22 protein-coding genes are annotated in these 21,297 nt (G+C 65.2%); 13 read left to right on the forward strand and 9 right to left on the reverse strand.

What is annotated here, in order from left to right:
• Positions 1 to 2: 2 nt before the first annotated feature.
• The 6 genes from G9Q80_RS11700 to G9Q80_RS11725 are packed head-to-tail and all read left to right on the forward strand — an operon-like array spanning position 3 to position 4,712.
• A complete protein-coding gene (locus tag G9Q80_RS11700; protein WP_088702309.1) occupies positions 3 to 1,721 on the forward strand; it encodes a sensor histidine kinase in 1,719 nt (572 codons plus the stop codon).
• 9 nt (positions 1,722 to 1,730) lie between these two features.
• Positions 1,731 to 2,147, forward strand: a complete 417-nt coding sequence (locus G9Q80_RS11705) for an HPr kinase/phosphorylase (protein ID WP_088714183.1) — start codon at positions 1,731 to 1,733, stop codon at positions 2,145 to 2,147.
• A 2-nt stretch (positions 2,148 to 2,149) separates the two neighbouring features.
• Positions 2,150 to 3,079 (forward strand): RNase adapter RapZ, encoded by a 930-nt coding sequence (gene rapZ / locus G9Q80_RS11710; protein WP_043137502.1) that lies wholly within the window; start codon positions 2,150 to 2,152, stop codon positions 3,077 to 3,079.
• Positions 3,076 to 3,474, forward strand: a complete 399-nt coding sequence (locus G9Q80_RS11715) for a PTS sugar transporter subunit IIA (protein ID WP_043137500.1) — start codon at positions 3,076 to 3,078, stop codon at positions 3,472 to 3,474. Before rapZ ends, G9Q80_RS11715 begins: the two co-directional genes overlap by 4 nt.
• Before the next feature lie 34 nt (positions 3,475 to 3,508).
• Entirely contained in the window at positions 3,509 to 3,787 is a 279-nt protein-coding gene (locus tag G9Q80_RS11720; RefSeq protein ID WP_043137498.1) for an HPr family phosphocarrier protein, read from the forward strand.
• Between the two features lie 46 nt (positions 3,788 to 3,833).
• On the forward strand, positions 3,834 to 4,712 hold the full coding sequence (locus tag G9Q80_RS11725) for a lysophospholipid acyltransferase family protein (RefSeq protein WP_043137495.1): 879 nt from the start codon (positions 3,834 to 3,836) through the stop codon (positions 4,710 to 4,712).
• 64 nt (positions 4,713 to 4,776) lie between these two features.
• On the opposite strand, the gene G9Q80_RS11730 is transcribed toward G9Q80_RS11725, so the two are convergent.
• Positions 4,777 to 5,652 carry a 3-hydroxybutyryl-CoA dehydrogenase gene (locus G9Q80_RS11730; RefSeq protein ID WP_069210312.1) on the reverse strand — a complete coding sequence of 292 codons (876 nt, stop codon included), beginning with the start codon at positions 5,650 to 5,652 and terminating at the stop codon, positions 4,777 to 4,779.
• Positions 5,653 to 5,797: 145 nt separating this feature from the next.
• On the opposite strand from G9Q80_RS11730, the gene G9Q80_RS11735 reads away from it, so the two are divergent.
• Positions 5,798 to 6,628, forward strand: coding sequence for a DUF6473 family protein (locus G9Q80_RS11735; protein WP_088714184.1), 831 nt, complete (start codon positions 5,798 to 5,800; stop codon positions 6,626 to 6,628).
• Positions 6,629 to 6,699: 71 nt separating this feature from the next.
• Here G9Q80_RS11735 and G9Q80_RS11740 read toward each other — a convergent pair whose 3' ends face one another.
• The 7 genes from G9Q80_RS11740 to G9Q80_RS11770 form a co-directional block, all read right to left on the reverse strand.
• The gene (locus G9Q80_RS11740; RefSeq protein WP_043137489.1) at positions 6,700 to 7,626 is read right to left on the reverse strand and encodes an electron transfer flavoprotein subunit alpha/FixB family protein; all 927 of its coding nucleotides are present in this window, start codon (positions 7,624 to 7,626) and stop codon (positions 6,700 to 6,702) included.
• Positions 7,626 to 8,384, reverse strand: a complete 759-nt coding sequence (locus G9Q80_RS11745) for an electron transfer flavoprotein subunit beta/FixA family protein (protein WP_043137487.1) — start codon at positions 8,382 to 8,384, stop codon at positions 7,626 to 7,628. The genes G9Q80_RS11740 and G9Q80_RS11745 overlap by 1 nt, the downstream gene beginning before the upstream one ends.
• A 402-nt stretch (positions 8,385 to 8,786) precedes the next feature.
• Complete coding sequence (locus G9Q80_RS11750; protein WP_088714185.1) at positions 8,787 to 9,902, reverse strand: M48 family metallopeptidase; 1,116 nt, start codon at positions 9,900 to 9,902, stop codon at positions 8,787 to 8,789.
• A complete protein-coding gene (locus tag G9Q80_RS11755; RefSeq protein WP_246870519.1) occupies positions 9,902 to 11,101 on the reverse strand; it encodes a YjgN family protein in 1,200 nt (399 codons plus the stop codon). Before G9Q80_RS11755 ends, G9Q80_RS11750 begins: the two co-directional genes overlap by 1 nt.
• A 149-nt stretch (positions 11,102 to 11,250) precedes the next feature.
• Positions 11,251 to 12,378: a M48 family metallopeptidase gene (locus G9Q80_RS11760; protein ID WP_088714186.1), complete on the reverse strand. Its 1,128-nt coding sequence runs from the start codon at positions 12,376 to 12,378 to the stop codon at positions 11,251 to 11,253.
• On the reverse strand, positions 12,375 to 13,616 hold the full coding sequence (locus G9Q80_RS11765) for a DUF898 family protein (RefSeq protein WP_088714187.1): 1,242 nt from the start codon (positions 13,614 to 13,616) through the stop codon (positions 12,375 to 12,377). The genes G9Q80_RS11760 and G9Q80_RS11765 overlap by 4 nt, the downstream gene beginning before the upstream one ends.
• Before the next feature lie 168 nt (positions 13,617 to 13,784).
• Positions 13,785 to 16,208 (reverse strand): DNA topoisomerase IV subunit A, encoded by a 2,424-nt coding sequence (locus G9Q80_RS11770; protein WP_088714188.1) that lies wholly within the window; start codon positions 16,206 to 16,208, stop codon positions 13,785 to 13,787.
• 153 nt (positions 16,209 to 16,361) lie between these two features.
• Here G9Q80_RS11770 and G9Q80_RS11775 point away from each other — a divergent pair, with 153 nt between their 5' ends.
• The 4 genes from G9Q80_RS11775 to G9Q80_RS11790 all read left to right on the forward strand — a co-directional run bounded on the left by G9Q80_RS11775 (position 16,362) and on the right by G9Q80_RS11790 (position 18,868).
• Entirely contained in the window at positions 16,362 to 17,138 is a 777-nt protein-coding gene (locus tag G9Q80_RS11775; protein WP_088714189.1) for an SH3 domain-containing protein, read from the forward strand.
• Positions 17,139 to 17,196: 58 nt separating this feature from the next.
• Positions 17,197 to 18,027 carry an SDR family NAD(P)-dependent oxidoreductase gene (locus G9Q80_RS11780; RefSeq protein WP_088714190.1) on the forward strand — a complete coding sequence of 277 codons (831 nt, stop codon included), beginning with the start codon at positions 17,197 to 17,199 and terminating at the stop codon, positions 18,025 to 18,027.
• Between the two features lie 63 nt (positions 18,028 to 18,090).
• Entirely contained in the window at positions 18,091 to 18,291 is a 201-nt protein-coding gene (locus G9Q80_RS11785) for a twin transmembrane helix small protein (RefSeq protein WP_043137474.1), read from the forward strand.
• Between the two features lies 1 nt (position 18,292).
• A complete protein-coding gene (locus G9Q80_RS11790) occupies positions 18,293 to 18,868 on the forward strand; it encodes a cob(I)yrinic acid a,c-diamide adenosyltransferase (protein WP_088672011.1) in 576 nt (191 codons plus the stop codon).
• A gap of 114 nt (positions 18,869 to 18,982) precedes the next feature.
• On the opposite strand, the gene G9Q80_RS11795 is transcribed toward G9Q80_RS11790, so the two are convergent.
• Positions 18,983 to 20,353: a cytochrome P450 gene (locus tag G9Q80_RS11795; RefSeq protein WP_088714191.1), complete on the reverse strand. Its 1,371-nt coding sequence runs from the start codon at positions 20,351 to 20,353 to the stop codon at positions 18,983 to 18,985.
• A gap of 119 nt (positions 20,354 to 20,472) precedes the next feature.
• Here G9Q80_RS11795 and G9Q80_RS11800 point away from each other — a divergent pair, with 119 nt between their 5' ends.
• Complete coding sequence (locus G9Q80_RS11800; protein ID WP_069210322.1) at positions 20,473 to 21,036, forward strand: hypothetical protein; 564 nt, start codon at positions 20,473 to 20,475, stop codon at positions 21,034 to 21,036.
• 134 nt (positions 21,037 to 21,170) lie between these two features.
• The coding region (locus tag G9Q80_RS11805; protein ID WP_246870521.1) for a GTP-binding protein at positions 21,171 to 21,297 on the forward strand (127 nt) is incomplete at its 3' end.

Here is a 21,297-nt window from a genome sequence, read left to right on the forward strand (position 1 = left end):
GGATGGCCCTGGCCGAACAGCTCCCGATGCAGGACGATCGTCAAGGCGGACGGCGTGATGCGGACGTCGTGCTGGGCGACGACTGGGTCGCGCCCGACAGCACGGTTGAAAAGGAACTGCGCGACAGCCGCGCGCGGCGCGGGCTGTTCACGCTCAACCGTTCGCCGCTGACGCGCAAGATCATCACCTTCAACTTGATCGCGCTCAACGTGCTGGTCGCGGGGATTCTCTGGCTGAACTCATCGCGCGACACGATGGCGGTGCAGCGCGTCAATGCGCTGCAGGCCGAGGTCGAACTCGTAGCCGACGTGTTCGAGGCACAGTTGCCGCGCGGTGCGCCGGTCAGCCTGGGCACCGGCGACGGTATCGACGTCGCCCGCACGGTCGAGGGCATCGACCTGCGCGATGGCGTGCGCCTGATGGTCTTTGACAGCGCCAGTTTCCTGGTCGGTGAGACGCGCGGCCGCGTGCCGCCGATCATCCCCCCGGTCGAAGAGGACAAGCCGACGCTGATCTCGGACTTCCTGAACACGATCTGGGACGGCGTCGCGGGCCTGTTCAGCTATTTCGAGACCGAACCCGATCTCGACCTAGAAGATCGCCTGCGGCGTGCCATCGAATCCGGCGATCCGGCCCTGACCCGTGTCGAATCCGGCGGTGGCGACGGGGCCACCGTCTTCTTTGCACTGACCCCGATCCGGCAGGGCGACGCGCTGGTCGGGACGATTGCGCTGGTCTCCCCGGCGACAGAGATCGACGCCGCCGTCAGCGCCGAACGTGAGCGCGTGCTGCAGATGTTCGTGATCGCCACGCTGGTTTCCATCGGTCTCAGCCTCGTGCTGGCCTCGACCATTTCCAACCCGATTTCGGACCTCGCCGACGCGGCAGAGATCGGGCGCGACCGCAACCGCAAGGCGCGCACGCCGGGCCGTATCCGCATTCCCGACCTGACCGCCCGTCCCGACGAGATCGGGCGCCTGTCAGGCGCGCTGCGCGGCATGGTCGGTGCGCTCTACGATCGGATCGACCAGAACGAACAATTCGCCGCCGACGTGGCACATGAGATCAAGAACCCGCTGGCCTCGTTGCGCTCGGCCGTGGGCAGCCTGCGCATGGTCAAGAAGGAGGACCATCGGGCCAAGCTCCTGGACGTGATTGAACATGACGTGCGCCGGCTGGACCGACTGGTCAGCGACATCTCCAACGCTTCGCGACTGGACAGCGAGCTGGTCAAGGAAGAGGAGCAGGAGTTCAACCTGCTGGAAATGCTTGGCAACCTGACCGAGTTCCTGGGTGAGGATGCGCGCAAAAAGGGCATCGAATTCATCACCGACCTGCCGAAAAAGCCGGTCACGATCACCGGGTTGGAACCACGCCTGGCGCAGGTCTTCGTCAACCTCATCACCAATGCGATTTCCTTTTGCGAGGATGGCGATGCGATCCGTGTCTGGGCGCGACGCCGCGACAACCGCGTGCTGGTCGTGGTCGAGGATACCGGCCCGGGCATCCCAGAGGAATCGCTGCAGAAGATCTTCAAGCGCTTCTACACCTCGCGCCCGCAACAGGATTTCGGCAACAACTCGGGCCTTGGCCTTGCCATCTCCAAGCAGATCATCGAGGCGCATGGCGGCGTCATCTGGGCCGAGAACATCCGCCCGACCGAGGCCGATGTGACCTCGGAGCCGCTGGGCGCACGCTTCGTCGTCGGCCTGCCGGTCTGATCCCGCCCCATGCGGGAGGTTCTGCATGCCACCTCGGTTGCCGTGGCGGGCCGGGGCCTGATGATCCGAGGTGCCTCCGGCAGCGGCAAATCGGGCCTTGCGCTGGAACTGATGGCGCGGGGCGCGCAGCTGATTGCCGATGATCGCACGATCGTCACACGGGAGGGCGCACTGCTGAGGCTGAGCGTGCCTGCCGCGATAGAGGGCATGATCGAGGCGCGCGCCATCGGTCTTTTGCACGCACCACATGTGACCGGCATCCCGCTGGTCGCCGTGTTGGACATGGATGTGGCCGAAAGGCATCGCTTGCCGCCTAACCGGTCCACCCGGCTGCTGGGGGTGGATGTGCCATTGCTTCACAATTCCGCGTCTGAATATTTCCCCGCAGGACTCGTTCACTATCTCCAGTCGGGACGGCGAGAGTAGAAATGGACCAAAAGGAAACAGGCAGCGCGCGCATCGTCTTTGTCACCGGCCCTTCGGGCGCCGGGCGGTCAAGCGCGATCAATGTGCTCGAGGATCTGGGCTTTGAGAGCATCGACAACATCCCGCTGAGCCTGGTGCCGCGCCTCGTCGACCGCGACACGCCCCCGGCCCGGCCCCTTGCGCTGGGCATCGACGTGCGCAACCGTGATTTCAGCGCCGAGGGACTGTTGCAGCTCTACGAGATCCTGACGGACCAGATGCCGGCGCCTGTCGACCTGCTTTATGTCGATTGCACCGACGAGGTGCTGGTGCGGCGTTACTCGGAAACCCGCCGCCGCCACCCGATGGCCCCGGACGAGATGCCGGTGGACGGGGTGGTGCGCGAAAAGGCCCTGCTGACCGACGTGCGGTCGCGGGCGGATATCCTGATCGACACATCGGAACTGTCGGTGCACGATCTGCGGGCCGAACTGGAAGGCTGGTTCGGCGAGGTGACGGGGCAGGGCACCGCCGTCTCCGTCCAGAGCTTTTCCTACAAGCGCGGGCTGCCCCAGGGGCTGGATGTCGTGTTCGACTGCCGCTTTCTGCGCAATCCCCATTGGGAACCGGATTTGCGCGCTTTTACCGGGCTGGACCCCGAGGTAGCGGCCTTTGTTGCCGATGATCCCCGCTACGAGGATTTCCTGGATCGGCTGACCGGCCTGATCCTGTTGATGTTGCCGGCGGTGGTGGCCGAGGGCAAGGCGCATTTCGCGATCGGCTTCGGCTGTACCGGCGGGCAGCACCGGTCGGTTGCCGTCACGGAAAACGTTGCGGCCGCTCTTGCGCAGGAAGGCTGGCGGGTGTCAATTAGGCACCGCGAACTGGAACGGCGCGGCGGAACGCCCGTTTCCGAACGCGTCGTCGGCATGGTTGGAAAGGTGTCCGGGTGATCGGTATCGTGATCGTCGCGCATGGCGGACTGGCCCGCGAGTATCTCGCGGCGGTCGAGCATGTGGTCGGGCCGCAGCCCGGGATGCAGGCGATTTCCATCGAGGCAGATGCCAACCGCGCCGACAAGCAGGCCGAGATCTGTGCCGCGGCCGATGCCGTCGACAGCGGCGGCGGTGTCGTCATCGTCACCGACATGTTCGGCGGCTCTCCTTCGAATCTGTCGCTGAATGCCTGCCGTCCCGACAATCGCCGCATTCTGTACGGCGCGAATCTGCCGATGCTGATCAAGCTGACCAAAAGCCGTCACCTGACCGTGCCAGAAGCGGTACGCCAGGCCCTGGAGGCCGGGCGGAAGTATATTGACAGCCAGAACATTCCGGCCGATCCAACTTGAACGTCTTGATCTGCCACGAGAAAGCCGGGTTCCCATGACCAACTCCATTCACCGCGCGCTGAAGATCGTCAACGAGAAGGGGTTGCATGCCCGCGCCTCTGCCAAACTGGTCGAGGTGGTCGAGGGATTCGACGCAATGGCCGAGGTCAGCCGCGACGGGATGTCCGCCAGCGGAGACAGTATCATGGGGCTTTTGATGTTGGCAGCCGCGAAAGGAAGCACTATTGAAGTCCAAACCTCGGGGCCGGACGCCGAGGCGCTGGCCGATGCGGTCGAGGCCTTGGTGGCCGACCGCTTTGGGGAAGACTGTTAGCGCCGGTGCAAGGCGCTGACGTGCAATACGGGACTGTAGCAGGCGCATGGTCGAAAGCACCCAATCGACATCCCTGAGGGGGCGGAGCGTGTCCAGGAATCCTGCACCCTACGACAAGCGACAGGTCAGTTACGCCAACACGTTCAGCAATCCGTGGAAGGCAAACACGATCCGGACGCTGGAATGGCTGACCGGCAAGATCCCCCTGCTGCGCATGGTGCGGCGGTTTGAACGCATGGGCCCGGTCGAAGGTCAGGCATTCTGGAGCCAGGCGCTGGGCATCATGGGCATCGACCTGATGACTCCTGCCGAACAGATCGCGCGCATCCCCAAGGACGGCCCCGTGATCATCGTGGCCAACCATCCTCACGGGCTGGTCGACGGGATGGTTCTGGCGGAACTCATCGGCCGCGTGCGCACCGATTACAAGATCCTGACCCGGTCCCTGCTGACCGGCGTCAAGGAGGTCGAGCCCTTCATGATCCCGGTGCCCTTCCCGCACGAGGAAGACGCGCGCGAGCAGAGCCTGGAAATGCGGGCGCGGGCCATGGATCACCTGAAGTCCGGCGGCGTGATCGTCCTGTTTCCCTCCGGCGTCGTGGCCTCGTCCGAAACCTGGTTCGGGACGGCGCAAGAGGCGGGCTGGAACCCCTTTACCGCCAAGATGGTCCAGCGATCCGGCGCGACCGTGGTTCCGATCTTCTTTCCGGGACAGAACAGCCGCGCCTACCAGATCGCCAACAAGCTGTCCGCCACGATCCGCCAGGGGCTCTTGATCCACGAGGTCGTGCACGCCTGCAAGCGGCCGCAGAAGCCGGTTGTCGGAGAGCCGATCACCCCGGAGCAGGTCAAGGCCTTTTCGGGCGGCCAACGAGAATTCGTGGCCTGGCTGCGCGAACAGACGCTGGGCCTGCGCGAGGGCTGACGCCCCGAACCGGATTGGCCGCGGCCCCGACGGGCCCGCGCCTATGCACAGAGGGCGGTCTGGCTCAGCGCGTCGGGACCGGCTCATCCCCCCGGTAATCGTAGAAACCGCGTCCGGTCTTGCGGCCCAGCCAGCCGGCCTCGACGTATTTGGTCAGCAGCGGGCAGGGGCGATACTTGGTATCCGCCAGGCCGTCGTGCAGCACGTTCATGATCGCAAGGCAGGTGTCCAATCCAATGAAATCGGCCAGTTCCAGCGGCCCCATCGGGTGGTTGGCGCCCAGCTTCATCGCCATGTCGATCGAGCGCACGTTGCCCACGCCCTCGTACAGCGTGTAGCAGGCCTCGTTGATCATCGGGATCAGGATGCGGTTGACGATGAAGGCAGGGAAATCTTCGGCGCTGGCGGCGGTCTTGTCGAGTTTCTCGACCACCGCAAGGCAGCTTTCATAGGTTTCATGGTCGGTGGCGATGCCCCGGATCAGCTCAACCAGCTTCATCACCGGTACCGGGTTCATGAAATGGAACCCCAGGAACTTCTCGGGCCGGTCGGTCCGGCTGGCCAGTCGCGTGATCGAGATCGACGAGGTGTTCGAGGTCAGGATCGTCTCGGGCTTGAGGTGGGGCAGCAGGGCGGCAAAGATCTTGTCCTTGACCTCTTCGCGCTCGGTCGCGGCCTCTATCACCAGGTCGGTCTGGGCGATCTCGGGCAGGTGCAGCGTGGTGCGGATCCGCGCCATCGTCCGGTCGCGTTCCTCGGAGGAGATCTTGTCGCGGGTGACCTGTCGGTCCAGGTTCTTGCCGATGGTGGCGACGGCCTTGTCCAGCGCTTCCTGGCTGATGTCGTTGAGACGCACCTCGTAGCCTGCCAGTGCCATGACATGGGCAATCCCGTTGCCCATCTGCCCCGCGCCAACGACCCCGATAGACTTGATTTCCATGTCCCGATCCCCTTTTGCCGCGGCCACCATGACCCGGCTTTGGCGGGGCTGCAAGAGTGTCGGATTCGTCTCGCATTGTCGCATTAGCAAAATGGCAAGGGCTTTGCCCGATTCTCTCCTGTGGGTGAAAAATGAGGTGGGTAAAATGTCTGCACATGGCGGGGGCCATGCGACCCTGGAATACTATCCGTGCCGGTACGGCACATCACGCGTCCTGTTCCGCGGGCCGCGCCGACAGCTCGACGGTTTGTACTTTGCCTTCCTTGGGGGGACGGAAACCTACGGGCGGTTCATCGAACAGCCCTTTCCGGCGCTGCTGGAACAGCGGGTCAGGCTGGCCTGTGCGAACTTCGGCGTGGTCAATGCCGGGGTGGACCTGTACCTGAACGATCCCGGCGTGCTGGACCTGGCCGCCGGGGCGGCGGTCAAGGTTGTGCAGGTGATGGGGGCACAGAACCTGTCGAACCGATTCTACACCGTGCATCCGCGCCGCAATGATCGGTTCCTGCGTGCCTCGGAAAAGCTGCAGGCGCTCTATCCTGAGATCGATTTTACCGAGTTTCACTTTGTCCGGCACATGCTTGGGCGGTTGTCCGATGTCTCCAGCGACCGGTTCGCGGAGGTTCAGGACGAGCTGCGGATGGCCTGGACCTCGCGCATGAAACAACTGCTTGCGCACCTGCGCGGGGATACAGTGCTGCTGTGGTTCGCGGATCATCCGGTGCCGTCTGAACTGCCCTGGCGGCTGGATGGCGACCCGCTGTTCGTGAACCGTGAAATGATCGAGACGCTGCGCCCCAGGGTCAACGAGGTTGTCGAGGTCGTGGCCTCTGGCGCGGCCCTGACCGAGGGCACGCGTGGTATGGTCTTCGGGGATTTCGAGGCCTGCGCTGCCGCCGAGCTGATGGGTCCGCGTGCCCACCAAGAGGCGGGAGAGGCTCTGGCCCCGGTCTTGGGCGCAATGGTACGGCGCTGACATGAAAAAGGCCCGCCACGGGGCGGGCCTTCAGAAGTGTAGGATGGGTGCTCTGCCCACCCATCGCTCCTTCAGAGCTTCTCGGTCAGGGCCGGGACGGCCTCGAACAGGTCGGCGACAAGGCCGTAGTCCGCGACCTGGAAGATCGGGGCCTCTTCGTCCTTGTTGATCGCGACGATGACCTTCGAGTCCTTCATGCCGGCCAGGTGCTGGATCGCACCCGAGATGCCGACGGCAACATACAGGTCCGGAGCGACGACCTTGCCGGTCTGGCCAACCTGCCAGTCGTTCGGGGCAAAGCCCGAGTCGACGGCGGCACGGGATGCGCCCACGGCGGCCCCAAGCTTGTCGGCCAGCTTTTCGATGATGGCAAAGTCTTCCTGGCTGCCGACGCCACGGCCGCCGGAGACCACGACACCGGCCGAGGTCAGCTCGGGGCGGTCGCTCTCGGCCACCTTGTCCTCGACCCATTCGGACAGGCCGGGGTTGTCACCCGCGGCGATTGCCTCGACAGCCGCCGAACCGCCGGTGGCAGCCGCGTCGAAGGTCGAGGTCCGGAAGGTGATGACCTTGGTCGCGTCCTTGGACTTCACCGTCTGCATCGCGTTGCCCGCGTAGATCGGACGCACAAAAGTGTCCGCATCCACGACCTCGGTCACGTCGGTCAGCACCATGACGTCCAGCAGCGCGGCCACGCGCGGCAGGATGTTCTTGGCATCGGTGGTGGCGGGCGCGACAACGTGGCTGTAGTCGCTGGCCAGCCCGGCGATCAGCGCGGCAACCGGCTCTGCCAGGCGGTGACCATAGAGGGCATCTTCGGCGACCAGCACCTTGGACACGCCCTCGATGGTGGCTGCCTCGTCGGCGGCGGCCTTGGCAGAGGCGCCGGCGGCCAGGACGGTCACGTCACCCAGCGCCTTGGCGGCACTGACGGCCTTCGCGGTGGCGTCCATCGCCAGCGCGCCGTCGTTGATTTCGGCAATCAGCAGAACGGCCATCACACGATCCCCTTTTCTTTCAGCTTGGCGACAAGCGTATCGACATCGGGCACGATCTCGCCGGCCGCGCGGGCCGCCGGTTCGCCGGTCGAGACGATCTCGAGGCGCGGGCTGACGTCGACGCCGTAGTCCTCGGCGGTCTTCTCATCCAGCGGCTTCTTCTTCGCCTTCATGATGTTCGGCAGCGAGGCATAGCGCGGCTCGTTCAGGCGCAGGTCAGTCGAGATGATGGTCGGCATCTTGACCTTGACGGTCTGCAACCCGCCGTCGACCTCGCGGGTGACGACGGCGTTGTCGCCCTCAACGTCAACCTTGTTGGCGTACATCGCCTGGCTCCAGCCCAGCAGGGCCGACAGCATCTGGCCGGTGGCGCCCAGGTCGTTGTCGATGGCCTGCTTGCCGCAGAGCACGAGGCCCGGCTCTTCTTCCTTGACGATGGCGGCCAGGATCTTGGCCACGGCCAGCGGCTCGATGTCGGTGTGGACGTCATCGGCGGCCACGACCAGGATGGCGCGGTCCGCACCCATTGCCAGCGCGGTGCGCAGGGTTTCTTGGCTCTGCTTGACACCGATCGAAACGGCGATGACCTCATCGACCTTGCCGGCTTCCTTCAGCCGGATCGCCTCTTCCACGGCGATCTCGTCGAAGGGGTTCATCGACATTTTCACGTTCGCCAGATCGACACCCGATCCGTCCGCTTTCACGCGGACCTTCACGTTGTAGTCGATCACGCGCTTGACGGGCACAAGGACCTTCATCTGCGTGTCTCTCCTCAGGTCTACCATTGCCGCGGGCGGGCCCGCGAGACTTCCTCGCCGCGTGGTGTAGCCTGCCGGGACACAGGGAAACAGCGAAAAATCGTCGCGTTACCGTCTATACGCGTCGCCATGACGGGACGTTTTCCGGTATACCATCGAATCCATTGACATCCGGGCGCTTTCCGAGGTGCCGTTACGACAACTTTGACCGGATCGGGATCGGGGTGCGGAGCAGATTCGCCCCTTTGGAGGTTGGTTTTTTTGGATTTAAGGTTCCGAAATTTCGAATCAGTGTTTCAATTTTTGGCACTTGGATTGCAAATTCGTTAGCGTGGACCCCGATGGTCCCGAAAATCGGTGCTCGGGTATCGAAGACCGCGTCGTCGCACCCCGTTCCACGCCCTACCGGCAGATGTTTTGCAGCGCGCGCCACTCGGCATCGCTGAGGATCGGGCGGGTGCCGCTCTGTTCCCGTGCGAAATCGCGGGCTTGGTCGGCGCGGTCCGCCGTGATCGGGTGGGTCGACAGGTAGGCGGGGATTTCAATGCCCTGCAGGTCGTCCAGCTCGTCGAAGAAGCGGGCAAAACCGTCGGCGCTCACGTCCGCCTGTTGCAGCATGTCCAGCGCAAAGAGATCGGCGGCGGCCTCGGCCTCGCGGGAATAGGCGGCGGTCATCAGCTTTTCACCGACCAGCGCGATGGCCGCCCCGCCGGAGAAATCGCCGATGATCATGGTCAGCAGGCCGGCGGACCCGGCGGTGCGCAGCGCGTGCCGGGTGGCATCGCGCGATTCGACGTGTCCGATCTCATGCGCCAGCACGCCGGCGACCTCCTCCGGGCTTTCAGCCGCCTCCAGCAGCCCGCGCAGGACGACCACCTGTCCGCCGGGAGCAGCGAAGGCGTTGACCATGCCGTGGTCAAAGACCTGGCTGCTGATCTGGTACTGCATCTCGCGGGTTTCGGTCAGCCGCGTCACCATCTTGTCCAGCGCGGCAATGCCCGCCGGGTCCGTACAGCGCAGCGATCCGCTGCCGCTGCCCAGGACCCGTTCCATCTGGCGGACCACGACCTTGCCAAAGGCGATCTCGCGTTCGATCGGGATGATCTGGGCCAGCGTATTCGCCATCGCGGGCAGGATCACGAAGAGCATCAGCCCGGCGGCGGCCACCGCCCCGCCGGTGTAGATGCCGATCTTGCGCCAGGTGCCCTTGTGCATGTCGGCGCGGAACAGGCCGGGACGGGTGCGGTTCATCCAGGCGATCAGCTCGGGGTCCAGCAGGACCAGCCGGGCGGGATCGCGTGGCGCCTCGTCGTCGGTCTCCGCGTGGCGCGTCAGGGTCAACCGGTCGGTGTGGCCGGTATCGCTGAGCGCGCGCAGGTCCATCAGGGTCCAGCGCAGCGGTTCGGGGAGGGTGTCGCCGGTGATGATCATGGCTTGCCGGTCGTCGGAAAGGGCGACATGAACATCATGCCGCCCTGCCGTGAGGCCATCGAAGAACTGCGCCTCGGTCTTTTGCATCAGATCGCGCCACCCACGTCGAGCGCATCGGCAAAGCCTTCGGCGTCGACACCGGTTTCGGCCTCGCGCTGGGCGATGCGGTTGAGCGCGCCGGCGTTGCGGATCTTGAGCGTTTCGACATAGTGGCCCAGGATCGGCTGGGTGATCAGGATCATGCTGAGCGCCTGCACCACGACCAGCGCCACGATATAGCCGATCGCCATGACCACGCCGAACATGGCGATGGCCACGCCGGAGCCGTCCTGCATCAGCGGGATGAACCCGGTCGCCAGGGCGCCGACGATCCCGAAGGCCACCGAGGCCAGGAGGCTGAGCAGCAGGCCGCCGAGGATGTAGGTCTTGATGACAAATCCTGTGCGCGGCTGGGCGTCAAAGCGGATCTCGTCCCCCAGGACCTTGTTGCGGCTGAGGTAGCCAAAGCTCTGAACGCTGTAGTGGACCGAGCCGAAGAAGAACCAGATGTAACCGACAAAGATGCCGATCCCGCCGAGAACGGCCAGTCCGACGGTCTCGCTGGCAGCGGCGCCGGCCATAGCGATGGCGCTGACGACGACAATGCCGATGGCGATCAGGATATGCGTCATGGCTTTGTAAAGGTCGCTCCACTTGCCTTCCTGGGTAAACCGTGCGCTGCCGTAATAGCTGCGGTCGGCCATGTATTTTTCCAGCTTGAAGGTCTGCAGCGGCAGCAGGATGCCCAGCGTGATCGCGGCCAGGAACCCATAGCCGATGGCGCGCAGCACATAGCCCCAGGCGCCTTTTTCCATGCCGAAACGGATGCCGCGCCAGCGGGTGCGGGCCATCTTGTAGCGGCGTGCGCGGTACATGGCGTACAGGATGAAGGGCAGCACCGCGAAGAAGGTGATGTAGATCGCCGCAACCTGCGCGATGGCCTCTTGCGTCGTGGCGGTTTCCGGGTCGACCATGATGTTCAGCCCGGCATAGAAAAGGACCATCTGGATGATGCCGACGTAGATCGCCAGAAAGACGATGGCGACGAGGAAGCCGAGGAATTTTTCGATGCCGGTGCCGGTGTATTCGAAGGTGTCGCCGCCGGCGTCGACCGAGGACCAGATATACTTGCGGATGCGGGTCTTTTGCCAGAACCGGTAGATGCCAAGCGTCACGATGGTCAGAAGGCCGGTTTTCAGGGCGAGGCCGAACAACGGGCCTTTTTCGCCGGTATAGCGGATGTCCATTAAATCTTGATCGGTATGCATTGTACCTGTCTTTCTTTGGCGGAAACGGGCGCAGGAGCGGGTGCGCGGAACATGGCGCTAGGATGCTGCCACTGCAAAGTCGCGTAAAGTCGGGAATGCCTGCCCTTTGGGGCTGTTGCTGATTGGCGTCAGAACGCGGCGTCGACGTCGCATATCCCCTGCAGTGCCCGCCATTCCACCGGCTCCAGCAAGGGGCGGGGACGGAACCCGTCGGGCACCGCGTCGCGTGCGGCGGCGATGCGGTCGCCCAGCCGGGGGTGCGACAGGAAATGTCCGATAAACCCCTCGGCATCGCCTCCCGCCAGGGTGCGGAAGCGTTCGAACATCACCGCCAGCGCGGCCGGAGACAGATCGGCGCGCAACATCAGGTCATGCGCAAAGGCGTCTGCCTCGGCTTCGGCCCCCTGGCTGTATTGCGCCTCGATCAGCTGTTCGGTGATCAAGAGCACGATGGCCCCGCCCGCGAAATCGCCGAAGATAAGCCCCAGAACCCCGATGGATCCGGCAGACCGCAGCGCGTGCCGCGTGGGATCGCGGCTGATGACGTGACCGATCTCATGCGCCATGACGGCGGCGATCTCGTCGGGAGAGCCGGCCTCGTCGATGAGCCCGCGGAAAAAGACCAGATGCCCGCCGGGCAGGGCAAAGGCGTTGACCATGTCATGATTCAGCACATGCACCGTCAGCTCGGGCGCCGGGTCCATCTGCGCGGTCAGCCGCGTTTCGATCCGGCGCAGGGCCTGTTCTCCCTCGGGGGCGGTGCAAAAGGCGATAGGCTGCAAGCCGCTGTCGTCCAGCGCCTCGCGGATCTGGCGCAACGTGACTTCGCCGAGGGCCTTTTCGCCTTCAGGCGGGAGGTATTCCGCCAGTTGGTCGGCCATCAATGGCACAAGAACGAAGAGGATCAGCGCGACAGAGGCCAGCGCCCCCAGCGCCCAGGCCGCCAGGCGCCCGCGCCGCGCAATTGGGGCAGACCGGTCCTTGTCCGGCAGGCGGGCCAGCAGTGTCTTGTCCGTCAGGATCAACCGGGCGGCGGGATCGTCGCGGTGGCGCAGGATCACAAGGTCCTTGCCCGCCACGTCGTGAACCTGCCGGATCTTGTCCAGTGGCCAGTCCAGGCCCTCGCCCAGCAGGACGCCGCGTTGTTCGTTGATCGACAGGTCGATGGGGCGGGCCTCGGCGTTCTGGCCATCGTAGAACAGGCCCTCGCCGCGAAAGACTGGGGGATGCGCGCCCACCTTGAGAACCGTGCTCATAGCGAGGCCCCCACGTCCAGCGCCTCGGCAAAGCCCTCGGCCTCGATATGTTCGTCGCGCGGGCGCTGGCGGATGGCGGGCAAGGCCTCGGCCCCTTCGACGGTCAGGCCGCGCGCGTAAAGCCGCGTGATCGGCAGCGTCACCCAGGCTTGTGTCAGCGCGGACCACAGCAGGAAGACGGCGAAATAGCTCATCACGGTCAGGCCGACCAGCGCCCAGCGGTCGGCGCCCGCCAGTATTTGCGACATCTCGTCCATGCCGATCTCTGTCAGGGTCTCCGCCGATTGCAGGCGAAAGAAGAGCACCAGCAGAAAGCCGGTTGGGATCGCCGCCACCAGCAGCGACTGCGTATAGCCCGACACCAGTATCCAGAAGACTCGCAGGGGGTTGACCTTCAGGTGCAGGCGGATCGTCCCCAGGCGCTTTTCGCCGGTCAGCCGCTTGCGCGTTTCCACCCGGTAATAGACTGCACCGAAGACCAGCAGCAGACCGGACAGGCAAAAGCCGAAGATGGCCAGTGGCACCAGCCCCGCGCCGAGGATCGGCAGGCAGACAAGGGCCACGCCCAGGGCCACAAGGTGCCACTTGATCGTCCAGAACAGCATGGTCCACGAGCCGCCCTGTTCCATGCGGTGATCGCCGAACCAGGTGCGGTCGGTGCGGTATTTTTCCAGCATGAAGGTCATGCGCGGCCAGAGCAGGCCCAAGGTGATCAGCGTCAGAAACCAGTGCCAGAGCGCGCGCAAGGCATAGCCCCAGGCGCCGGGCGCCAGTCCGAACCGCAAGCCCATCCAGCGCGTGCGCGCCAGCACGTAGCGCCGCGCGCGGTAGCGGGCATAGAACCAGATCGGCACGACGCCGACGAAACTCAGCGCATAGGCCGCGACATTGCCCTGAAACAGCGAGAAGCTTGCGAACATCAACAGCAGGTTCACGACGCCGATGTAGAAGGCCAGGATGACGACGGCGATCAGGAAACCCAGCAGTTTCTCGTAAGGGTCGCCGACGTATTCCAGCGGGTGCCCGCCCGGCCGGATCGCCGACCAGTACCAGCGCCGGACGCGGGTCTTCTGCCAGAAACGATAGAGCCCGAGGGTCAGGACCGTCAGAACCCCGGTGCCCAGCACCAGCTTGAAGATCGGCCAGCGGCGCCCGGTGAACAGGGTCGACAGCCGCGTGCCGCGCTGTTCCTGTGCCGTGATCTCGGCCTGGGCCAGGGCGCCAGGCGATGTGTCCATAGCGTCCAAAGCGGTGCCCGGCCTGTCATCTTTCCCGGGGGAAAGAGTGGCGGTTTCGACGCCGGGGCGCAACTGTGCTGTTCTTGGACCCGGGAGTGTCAAGCCGTCAATAGGCACGTGTTCAGGTTAACCTGTTGTTAACGCGAAATGTTTCGCGCGCGAAACAGGTCAGGTGAACTTGTTGTCCCGCGGGAAGCCGCGCGGTGCCATGCGGCCTGTGCCGGCGCGTTTGCCGGTCCATTCCTCCAGCGCGGTTTCGGTCCGGGTCCGCCCCGCCGGATCTTGCCAGCTCAGCCCCTCGGCCAGGGTAAAGGTCCGCGCGTCCGACAGGCCGCCGTCCTTGTACTTTTGCAGGCGCACACCCTTGCCGCGGCCCATCTCTGGCAATTCGTCCAGCGCAAAGACCAGCACCTTGCGGTTCTCGCCCACCACGGCGACGTGATCGCCGTCGACCGTCTTGCAGACCAGGGCCCGCGACGGCGCGCGCACGTTCAGCACCTGTTTGCCGCTGCGGGTCTGGGCGATCACCTCGTCCTCGGGGACGATGAACCCGTCGCCGGCAGAGGAGGCCACCAGCAGTTTCCGCCCCGGCTTGTGGATGAAGATGTCGATGATCTCGGCCTCGTTGGGCAGGTCGACCATCAGGCGCAGCGGTTCGCCCATGCCGCGCCCGCCGGGCAGGCTGGCCGCCGACACGGTGTAGAACCGCCCCGTCGAGGCAAAGACCAGCAGGCGATCGGTGGTTTCCGCGTGGAAGATGAAGCGTGGGCCGTCGCCGTCCTTGAACTTCAACTCGCGGTCCAGCGCGATATGGCCCGTCATGGCGCGAATCCAGCCCATCTGCGAACAGACAACGGTTATCGGCTCGCGCTCGATCATCGCCTCCAGCGGGACCTCCTCGGCCTCGGCCGCCTCGGCCAGAGAGGTCAGGCGCGCACCGCGATCCAGCCCCTTGCCGAATTTCTTCTTCACCTCTTTCAGCTCGTCGCCGATGCGGGACCACTGCAGATCCTCGCTGTCCAGCAGGTCCTCCAGCCCCGCGCGCTCTTCCATCAGGGCGTCGCGTTCCTTGACCAGCTCCAGCTCTTCGAGGCGGCGCAAGCTGCGCAGGCGCATGTTGAGGATCGCCTCGGCCTGCACGTCCGACAGCCCCTCGGACCGGCCCAGGAACCGCGCGGGCACCTTGGCGTCGGTGCCGTCATCGGCCAGCACGCCACGCGCGATGGCTTCGGGGTCTTCGCGCAGTTCCAGCGATTTGACGTCGATGCCCGCCAGCGGCGAAACATAGTCGCGCTCGTCCGTGGCACGCACGACCGTGTCCTGATGCGGCTTCGACCAGTCCTCGTACATCAGGGCGGCCTTGGGGTCATCGTCGTAGCGGATGATGTCGATCACCCGGTCGAGGTTCAGGAAGGCGACGATCAGCCCCTCCAGCACCTCCAGCCGGTTGTCGATCTTGGCCATCCGGTGTTTCGCGCGGCGGATCAGAACCTCGCGCCGGAAGTCGAGGAAGGCGCGCAGCACCTCCTTGAGCGAGCAGACCTTGGGTGTCACCCCGTCGATCAGCACGTTCATGTTCAGCGAAAAGCGGATTTCCAGGTCCGAGTTTCGGAACAGCATGTTCATCAGGACATCCGGGTCCACGTTCTTGGACTTCGGTTCCAGGATCATGCGGATGTCCTCGGCGGACTCATCCCGTACGTCGGCGAGGATCGGCACCTTCTTGGTCTGGATCAGTTCCGCGATGCGTTCGACCAGTTTGGACTTTTGCACCTGGTAGGGGATTTCCGTCACCACGACCTGCCATGTGCCGCGGCCCAGGTCCTCGGTGTGCCACCGGGCGCGCAGCCGGATGCTGCCGCGGCCGGTGCGATAGGCGGTGGCGATGTTTTCCGGCGGTTCCACGATGACGCCGCCGGTGGGGAAGTCCGGGCCGGGGACGTATTGCAGCAGCGTGTCGTCCACCGCGTTCGGAGACTTGATCAGATGGAGGCAGGCATTGATCAGCTCGACGATGTTGTGCGGCGGAATGTTGGTCGCCATGCCGACGGCGATCCCGGAAGAGCCATTGGCCAGCAGGTTCGGATAGGAGGCCGGCAGAACCGAGGGTTCCATCAGGCGGCCATCGTAGTTGGGCCGGAAGTCGACGGAGTTCTCGTCCAGCCCTTCGAGCAGCGCCTCTGACATGATCGTCATGCGCGCCTCGGTGTAGCGAGAGGCGGCGGGGTTGTCGCCGTCGATGTTGCCAAAGTTGCCCTGGCCGTCGACCAGCGGGTAGCGGATCGTGAAGTCCTGCGCGAGGCGGGCCATCGCGTCATAGATCGCCGCGTCGCCGTGCGGGTGGAAATCCCCCATCGTGTCGCCGCTGATCTTGGCGGATTTCAGAAAGCCGCCACTGGAACTCAACCGCAGCCTGCGCATCGCATAGAGAATACGCCGGTGCACCGGCTTCAGCCCGTCACGCGCATCGGGCAGGGCCCTGTGCATGATCGTGCTGAGCGCATAGGTCAGGTAACGGTCGCCGATGGCGCGCCGCAATGGCTCTGCTTGATCGCGTTCGGGCATGTTGGGGATATCGGCGTCCTCGTCCATAGATGTGGTGATACCTGCGCCACATCGCAGCGGCAAGCCGCCGGATGGGAAAAAACAGCGCCCAAGACCCTACGAGAGGCCTGCGAAATCGGCTATCAACGGGCGACGCCGCCCCAGGGTGGTGGGGGCGGTGACTGAACGGAGACCTGGGGAATGATTGTCCGCGGCACGATGCTGATGACCTTTCTGCTGTTGGGCGTGGCCTGGTGGCAGCTTTCGGGGGGCAGCGATTTCGAACCCGGAGAGCACGGCGTGACCATCCTGGCGGAGGTGAAGCCGAGCGCGCCGCAGGTCCGTCTGCCGGGCAGTACCCTGACCGTGCGCCGCCCCGATCTCGCGCCGGAACCCGCTGCCGAACCGCGGGTCAGCTCGCTTGCGCCGCGTGACCCGTTGCCGTCGAAGACCGTGCGCGTGCCCGATCCTGCACCCGAACCGGAGGTGGTGGCCCCTGCGCCAGAGCCTTCGGTCCCCGATCCCGAGGATGAGATCGCCGCGGCATTGGCCGATGCGATCGTCCAGGACAACACGCCGCCCCCGGCGCCCGATGCGGCGGAACCGGCGGATGAGATCGCGCGCTCGCTGGCGGATGCGCTGGGCCCGGGGGTGATCCCCGAATCCGTGGGGCCGGACGACCCGATCCCGCAGATCGCAGGCCTGGGCGACGGCGCGCCGCTGGGCTCGCGGGTGGGCGAGGGCGCGGCGCCGGTGGTGGCGCCCGACGCGCGGGACCTGCGCGTCGTGACCGGAACGCGGGTGAACCTGCGCGGAGGACCCGCGACCAGCTATGATGTCATCACCCAGCTGTTCGAGGGGGATGAGGTCGAGGTGCTGGACGACACCGGCGACGGCTGGGTCAGGCTGCGGGTGCTGACCGGGCTGGACGAGGCGATCGGCTGGATGTCCGACGATTTCCTGCAGGCGGCAGACTAGGGCGCGGTTGCGACTGGACGCGCTTTCAATTGCCCTCTGCCTGTCCTAAATCGCGGCCATGACGACACGCAGCATTCTCATCACTGGCTGTTCCTCGGGTATCGGACACGACGCGGCGCATGGATTGAAGGCGCGCGGCTGGCGCGTATTTGCCGCCTGCCGGCAAGAATCGGATTGCGAAAGACTGCGCGCCGAAGGGTTCGACAGCCCGCGGCTGGACTATAGCGATCCCGCCAGCATCGAGTCCGCGCTGGACGAGGTGCTGACCGCGACGGGGGGCACGCTGGATGCGCTGTTCAACAACGGCGCCTATGCCATGCCGGGCGCCTCCGAGGACCTGCCGGTGCAGGCGCTGCGCGAGATCTTCGAGGCGAACGTCTTTGGCTGGCATGACCTGACGCGGCGGGTGATCCCCGTGATGCGGGCGCAGGGACATGGGCGGATCATCAACCACGGGTCGGTTCTGGGGCTTGTCGTGGCGCCCTGGCGATCGGCCTACAATGCCACCAAGCACGCCACCGAAGCGCTGACCGACACCCTGCGGATTGAGATGCGCGACACGCCGATCCATGTCGTGACGCTGAACACCGGGCCGGTGACCTCCAGGATCCGGGTCAACGCGATCCCGCATTTCGAACGCTGGATCGACTGGAAGGCCAGTCCGCGCAAGGCCCAGTACGAGGCGAAGCTGCTGAAACGGCTCTACGAGGATCGCGGGCCGGATACCTTCGAGCTGCCGCCCTCTGCCGTGACCGCGAAACTGGTTCATGCGCTGGAAAGCCCGCGCCCGCGCCCACGCTACTACATCACCACGGCGACCTGGCTGATGGGGGGCTTGCGGCGCCTGCTGCCGACCCGGGCGATGGACTGGCTGGTGGCCAAGGGGTGACTCTACGCCCCGTCGCCTTTTCGAACATGTCCGCTATGTGAGGGACAAAGCCCGGGAGTTATCATGGCCAAGGATCCATTGTTCATCGTTGTCGGTGTCGCCGTTCTGGTGGTGCTCGGCATTCTGCTTTTCGGCATCGGGACCTTTGCCAAGGGTGGAGAATTCAACAGGAAACACGCAAACAAGGTGATGCGCTGGCGGATCGCGGCGCAGTTCATCGCGGTGATTCTGATCCTGGCGTTCGTCTGGATCCGGGGGAAATGACATGGTTGTTCTGAGCAAGATCTACACAAAGACCGGCGATGCCGGCGAAACCGCGCTGGGCAATGGCGCGCGCGTGGCCAAGTTTTCCACGCGGGTGACGGCCTATGGCACCGTGGATGAGCTGAACTCGGTCGTCGGGCTGGCACGTCTGCAGGCCGAAGGTGACCTGGAGGGGCAGCTGAGCCGCATCCAGAACGACCTGTTCGACCTGGGCGCCGACCTGTGCACGCCGGACATGGAAAAGGACGCCGAGCGGGAATACCCGCCGCTGCGCATGGATGCCAGCCAGGTGACACGGCTGGAGTCCGAGATCGACGTGATGAACGGACGGCTCGAGCCGCTGCGCAGTTTCATCCTGCCCGGAGGAACGGCCTTGGCGGCACATCTCCATCATTGCCGGACGGTGGCGCGCCGGGCCGAGCGTTTCGTGGTGGAACTGGCAACGATGGAGACGGTGAACCCGGAAGCGGTGAAATACCTCAACCGCCTGTCCGACTGGTTCTTTGTCGCAGCACGGATCGCCAATGACGACGGTCGCGCGGATGTCTTGTGGGTTCCGGGCGCGAACCGGTCGTAAGACCGGCGAGCCTTCCAGTGGAAGGCTCGGTGCCCGGAAAGGCGGAGCCCCGGCCCGAAGGGTGCGCGGACCGGTCGTGAGACCCTTGTCCTTGGTGGTCTTGGTGGAGCGCGTCTAGCGAACCCGCTCCGCCTCCAGCCAGACACCGCCTTCGGGCCGCAGGGTCAGGATCATCACGGGTTTCGGATCGCGCCCCTTCACGGGCGTGAACCGGAAATTGGCCAGCAGCGTCGACAGGATGATCACGGCCTCCTGCAGGGCGAAACTTGCCCCGATGCAGATGCGCGGGCCGTCTCCGAAGGGCAGATAGGCGTAGCGGTCCGGCCTCTCCCCGGCCCAGCGGTCGGGACGAAAGGCCTGCGGGTCCTCCCACAGCGCTTCGTGCCGATGTAGCGCGTAGATTGGCAGCATCACCGTGTCGCCCGGCAGGATGCCTGTGCCGCAGAGCCTGTCCCCTGCCAGTGCCGTGCGCGAGACCAGTCCGCCGGGCGGGTACAGCCGCAGCGCCTCGTCCACCACTTGTCGGGTAAAGACCAGCTGCGGGACATCTTCGCCCCGTGCCAGGCCATCCGGGAGCACGGATTGCGCCTCGGCCCGGGCGCGGTCCTGAGCCTTTTGGTCGAAGGCCATGAGGTAAAGCGCCCAGGACAGGGCAAGCGCCGTCGTCTCGTGCCCGGCCACGATGAAGGTCAGAAGGTTGTCGCGCAGTTCCGGCAGGCTCATCCTGCGCCCGCTCTCCGGGTCCTCGCCGGCCAGCAGCAGGTCCAGCAGGTCGGGCACATCGTCGGGGCCTTCGTCTATGCGGCGCTGGATGGCGCGATCGGCGACCTGGCGCATCTCGGGGACACCACCGGCGCGCAGGCGACCCGGGCGCGGCACCCAGTCGGGAAAGCCCAGAACGTCGAAGAGCGAGACCTTGCCAGCTTCCGAGATATAGGCGTCGATGGCCCGGTGGACGGTATCGCGCTGGAACCCCTCTCCTGACGAAAACGTGACATCCGAGATCACGTCGAAAGTGGTTGTGACCATCTCCTGCATCATCTCGACGGCGCGGGGCCCGGCCCCGGCGATCCGCGCGACGGAGCGTTCCGCCGCCCGGGTCATCACCGGGGCAAGGTTGAGCACGTTGCGATGCGAAAAGGCGGGTGCCGCCGTGCGCCGCTGCCAGCGCCAGTGCGCGCCCTCGGCGATGAACAGCGATTCGCCGACGGCCGGGCGCAGAAGGTTCTTTGTCACCAGGGACTTGGGGTAGTTGTCGAGGTTCTCCAGAAGTACACGCCGGATCGCCTCGGGGTCCATCACCATGTGCCAGCGCCGGCCCGTCCTGCCGGAGACGATGGGGCGGCGCAGCGCCACTTCGGGGATGATCGACAGCACGTTGTCGCGCGTGGCCTGCAGGCTGTCCCACAGGCCCAGGGGGCGGGTGACAAGCGGCACACGGACAGGCAGGCGGGCCGAATCCGGTGTGGGGGACGTTCGGGTCATCTGTGGCTCCACGGTCGCTGTTGCAAAGATAGGGGCCGCACGGGGGTCGACAAAACCCCCGCCCGATTGCACGCAGACGGGTGGCGCGTTATCGCAGGCGCCGACAAGGAGGGATGTCTATGATCCGGATCGCTGCCGTATTGCTGCTGGCCCTTGGGCTGGCCGCTTGCACGGATGCCACGCAGGACCTCGCCGGCCCGACAGAGCCTTTGGGGGATTTCTCGCTGGGGTATGTCGCCGTCGTGACCGAAAAGCCGGAGCCGGCCAAGCTTTTGGTGTCGCGCGACGCGACCGCCGAGGAATGGATCGAAACCGTGGATGGCGCGATGCAACAGCGCTTCACCCGGTTCGAGGGCGAGCGGCTCTATCACCTTGGTATCAAGGTGATCGCCTATTCGCTGCCGCCGCCGGTGGTGCCGGGCAAATCGGCCCTGCATGTTGCCGTGACGGTCTTCGACGACGGCAACTGCATCAAGATGAACAACAAGGCGCATGACATCATGGTCATCCAGGTTTTCGAATCGCGCCTGCAGCTGACCCGCGAAGAGCAGATGCAGAAGCTGGCCGAAGCTGCCGCGCTGGACATGGAGAAATGGCTGCGCGAGATGCAGGAAAGCGACGACTGGTTCACCGAGGACTATACGCCGCCCTCCAATGCAAAGCGCGTGCAGGGCGCCTGCTGAGACAGGTTCCGGCCCAGGCCCGACACGGGCCGGGGCCGACTAGGTGCTTGATTTTCGCTGCCCGACTCAATAAACGGCGCGCGATGAAACTCGGGGCGCGTCGGCGGCCCCCTCTAACGTGAGGCGTCTGAGAGATGGCAAAGGAAAAGTTTGAACGCGGCAAGCCGCACTGCAACATCGGCACGATCGGGCACGTTGACCACGGCAAGACGACGCTGACTGCGGCGATCACGAAGTACTTCGGCGACTTCAAGGCGTATG

This window comes from Mameliella sp. LZ-28 (assembly GCF_012274245.1).
In the GTDB taxonomy this organism is placed as follows: Bacteria; Pseudomonadota; Alphaproteobacteria; order Rhodobacterales; family Rhodobacteraceae; genus Antarctobacter; species Antarctobacter albus.

Bases quoted from the DNA above. Each gene is read 5' to 3' on its own strand.
- G9Q80_RS11765 (WP_088714187.1), bottom strand. From the start codon at position 13,616: ATGGACACATCGCCTGGCGCCCTGGCCCAGGCCGAGATCACGGCACAG.
- G9Q80_RS11785 (WP_043137474.1), top strand. From the start codon at position 18,091: ATGGCCAAGGATCCATTGTTCATCGTTGTCGGTGTCGCCGTTCTGGTG.
- G9Q80_RS11760 (WP_088714186.1), bottom strand. From the start codon at position 12,378: ATGAGCACGGTTCTCAAGGTGGGCGCGCATCCCCCAGTCTTTCGCGGC.
- G9Q80_RS11730 (WP_069210312.1), bottom strand. From the start codon at position 5,652: ATGGAAATCAAGTCTATCGGGGTCGTTGGCGCGGGGCAGATGGGCAAC.
- G9Q80_RS11755 (WP_246870519.1), bottom strand. From the start codon at position 11,101: ATGGACATCCGCTATACCGGCGAAAAAGGCCCGTTGTTCGGCCTCGCC.
- G9Q80_RS11750 (WP_088714185.1), bottom strand. From the start codon at position 9,902: ATGCAAAAGACCGAGGCGCAGTTCTTCGATGGCCTCACGGCAGGGCGG.
- G9Q80_RS11720 (WP_043137498.1), top strand. From the start codon at position 3,509: ATGACCAACTCCATTCACCGCGCGCTGAAGATCGTCAACGAGAAGGGG.
- rapZ (WP_043137502.1), top strand. From the start codon at position 2,150: ATGGACCAAAAGGAAACAGGCAGCGCGCGCATCGTCTTTGTCACCGGC.
- G9Q80_RS11795 (WP_088714191.1), bottom strand. From the start codon at position 20,353: ATGACCCGAACGTCCCCCACACCGGATTCGGCCCGCCTGCCTGTCCGT.
- G9Q80_RS11775 (WP_088714189.1), top strand. From the start codon at position 16,362: ATGATTGTCCGCGGCACGATGCTGATGACCTTTCTGCTGTTGGGCGTG.
- G9Q80_RS11700 (WP_088702309.1), top strand. From the start codon at position 3: ATGGCCCTGGCCGAACAGCTCCCGATGCAGGACGATCGTCAAGGCGGA.
- G9Q80_RS11735 (WP_088714184.1), top strand. From the start codon at position 5,798: ATGTCTGCACATGGCGGGGGCCATGCGACCCTGGAATACTATCCGTGC.
- G9Q80_RS11770 (WP_088714188.1), bottom strand. From the start codon at position 16,208: ATGGACGAGGACGCCGATATCCCCAACATGCCCGAACGCGATCAAGCA.
- G9Q80_RS11725 (WP_043137495.1), top strand. From the start codon at position 3,834: ATGGTCGAAAGCACCCAATCGACATCCCTGAGGGGGCGGAGCGTGTCC.
- G9Q80_RS11740 (WP_043137489.1), bottom strand. From the start codon at position 7,626: ATGGCCGTTCTGCTGATTGCCGAAATCAACGACGGCGCGCTGGCGATG.
- G9Q80_RS11780 (WP_088714190.1), top strand. From the start codon at position 17,197: ATGACGACACGCAGCATTCTCATCACTGGCTGTTCCTCGGGTATCGGA.
- G9Q80_RS11800 (WP_069210322.1), top strand. From the start codon at position 20,473: ATGATCCGGATCGCTGCCGTATTGCTGCTGGCCCTTGGGCTGGCCGCT.
- G9Q80_RS11705 (WP_088714183.1), top strand. From the start codon at position 1,731: ATGCGGGAGGTTCTGCATGCCACCTCGGTTGCCGTGGCGGGCCGGGGC.
- G9Q80_RS11790 (WP_088672011.1), top strand. From the start codon at position 18,293: ATGGTTGTTCTGAGCAAGATCTACACAAAGACCGGCGATGCCGGCGAA.
- G9Q80_RS11745 (WP_043137487.1), bottom strand. From the start codon at position 8,384: ATGAAGGTCCTTGTGCCCGTCAAGCGCGTGATCGACTACAACGTGAAG.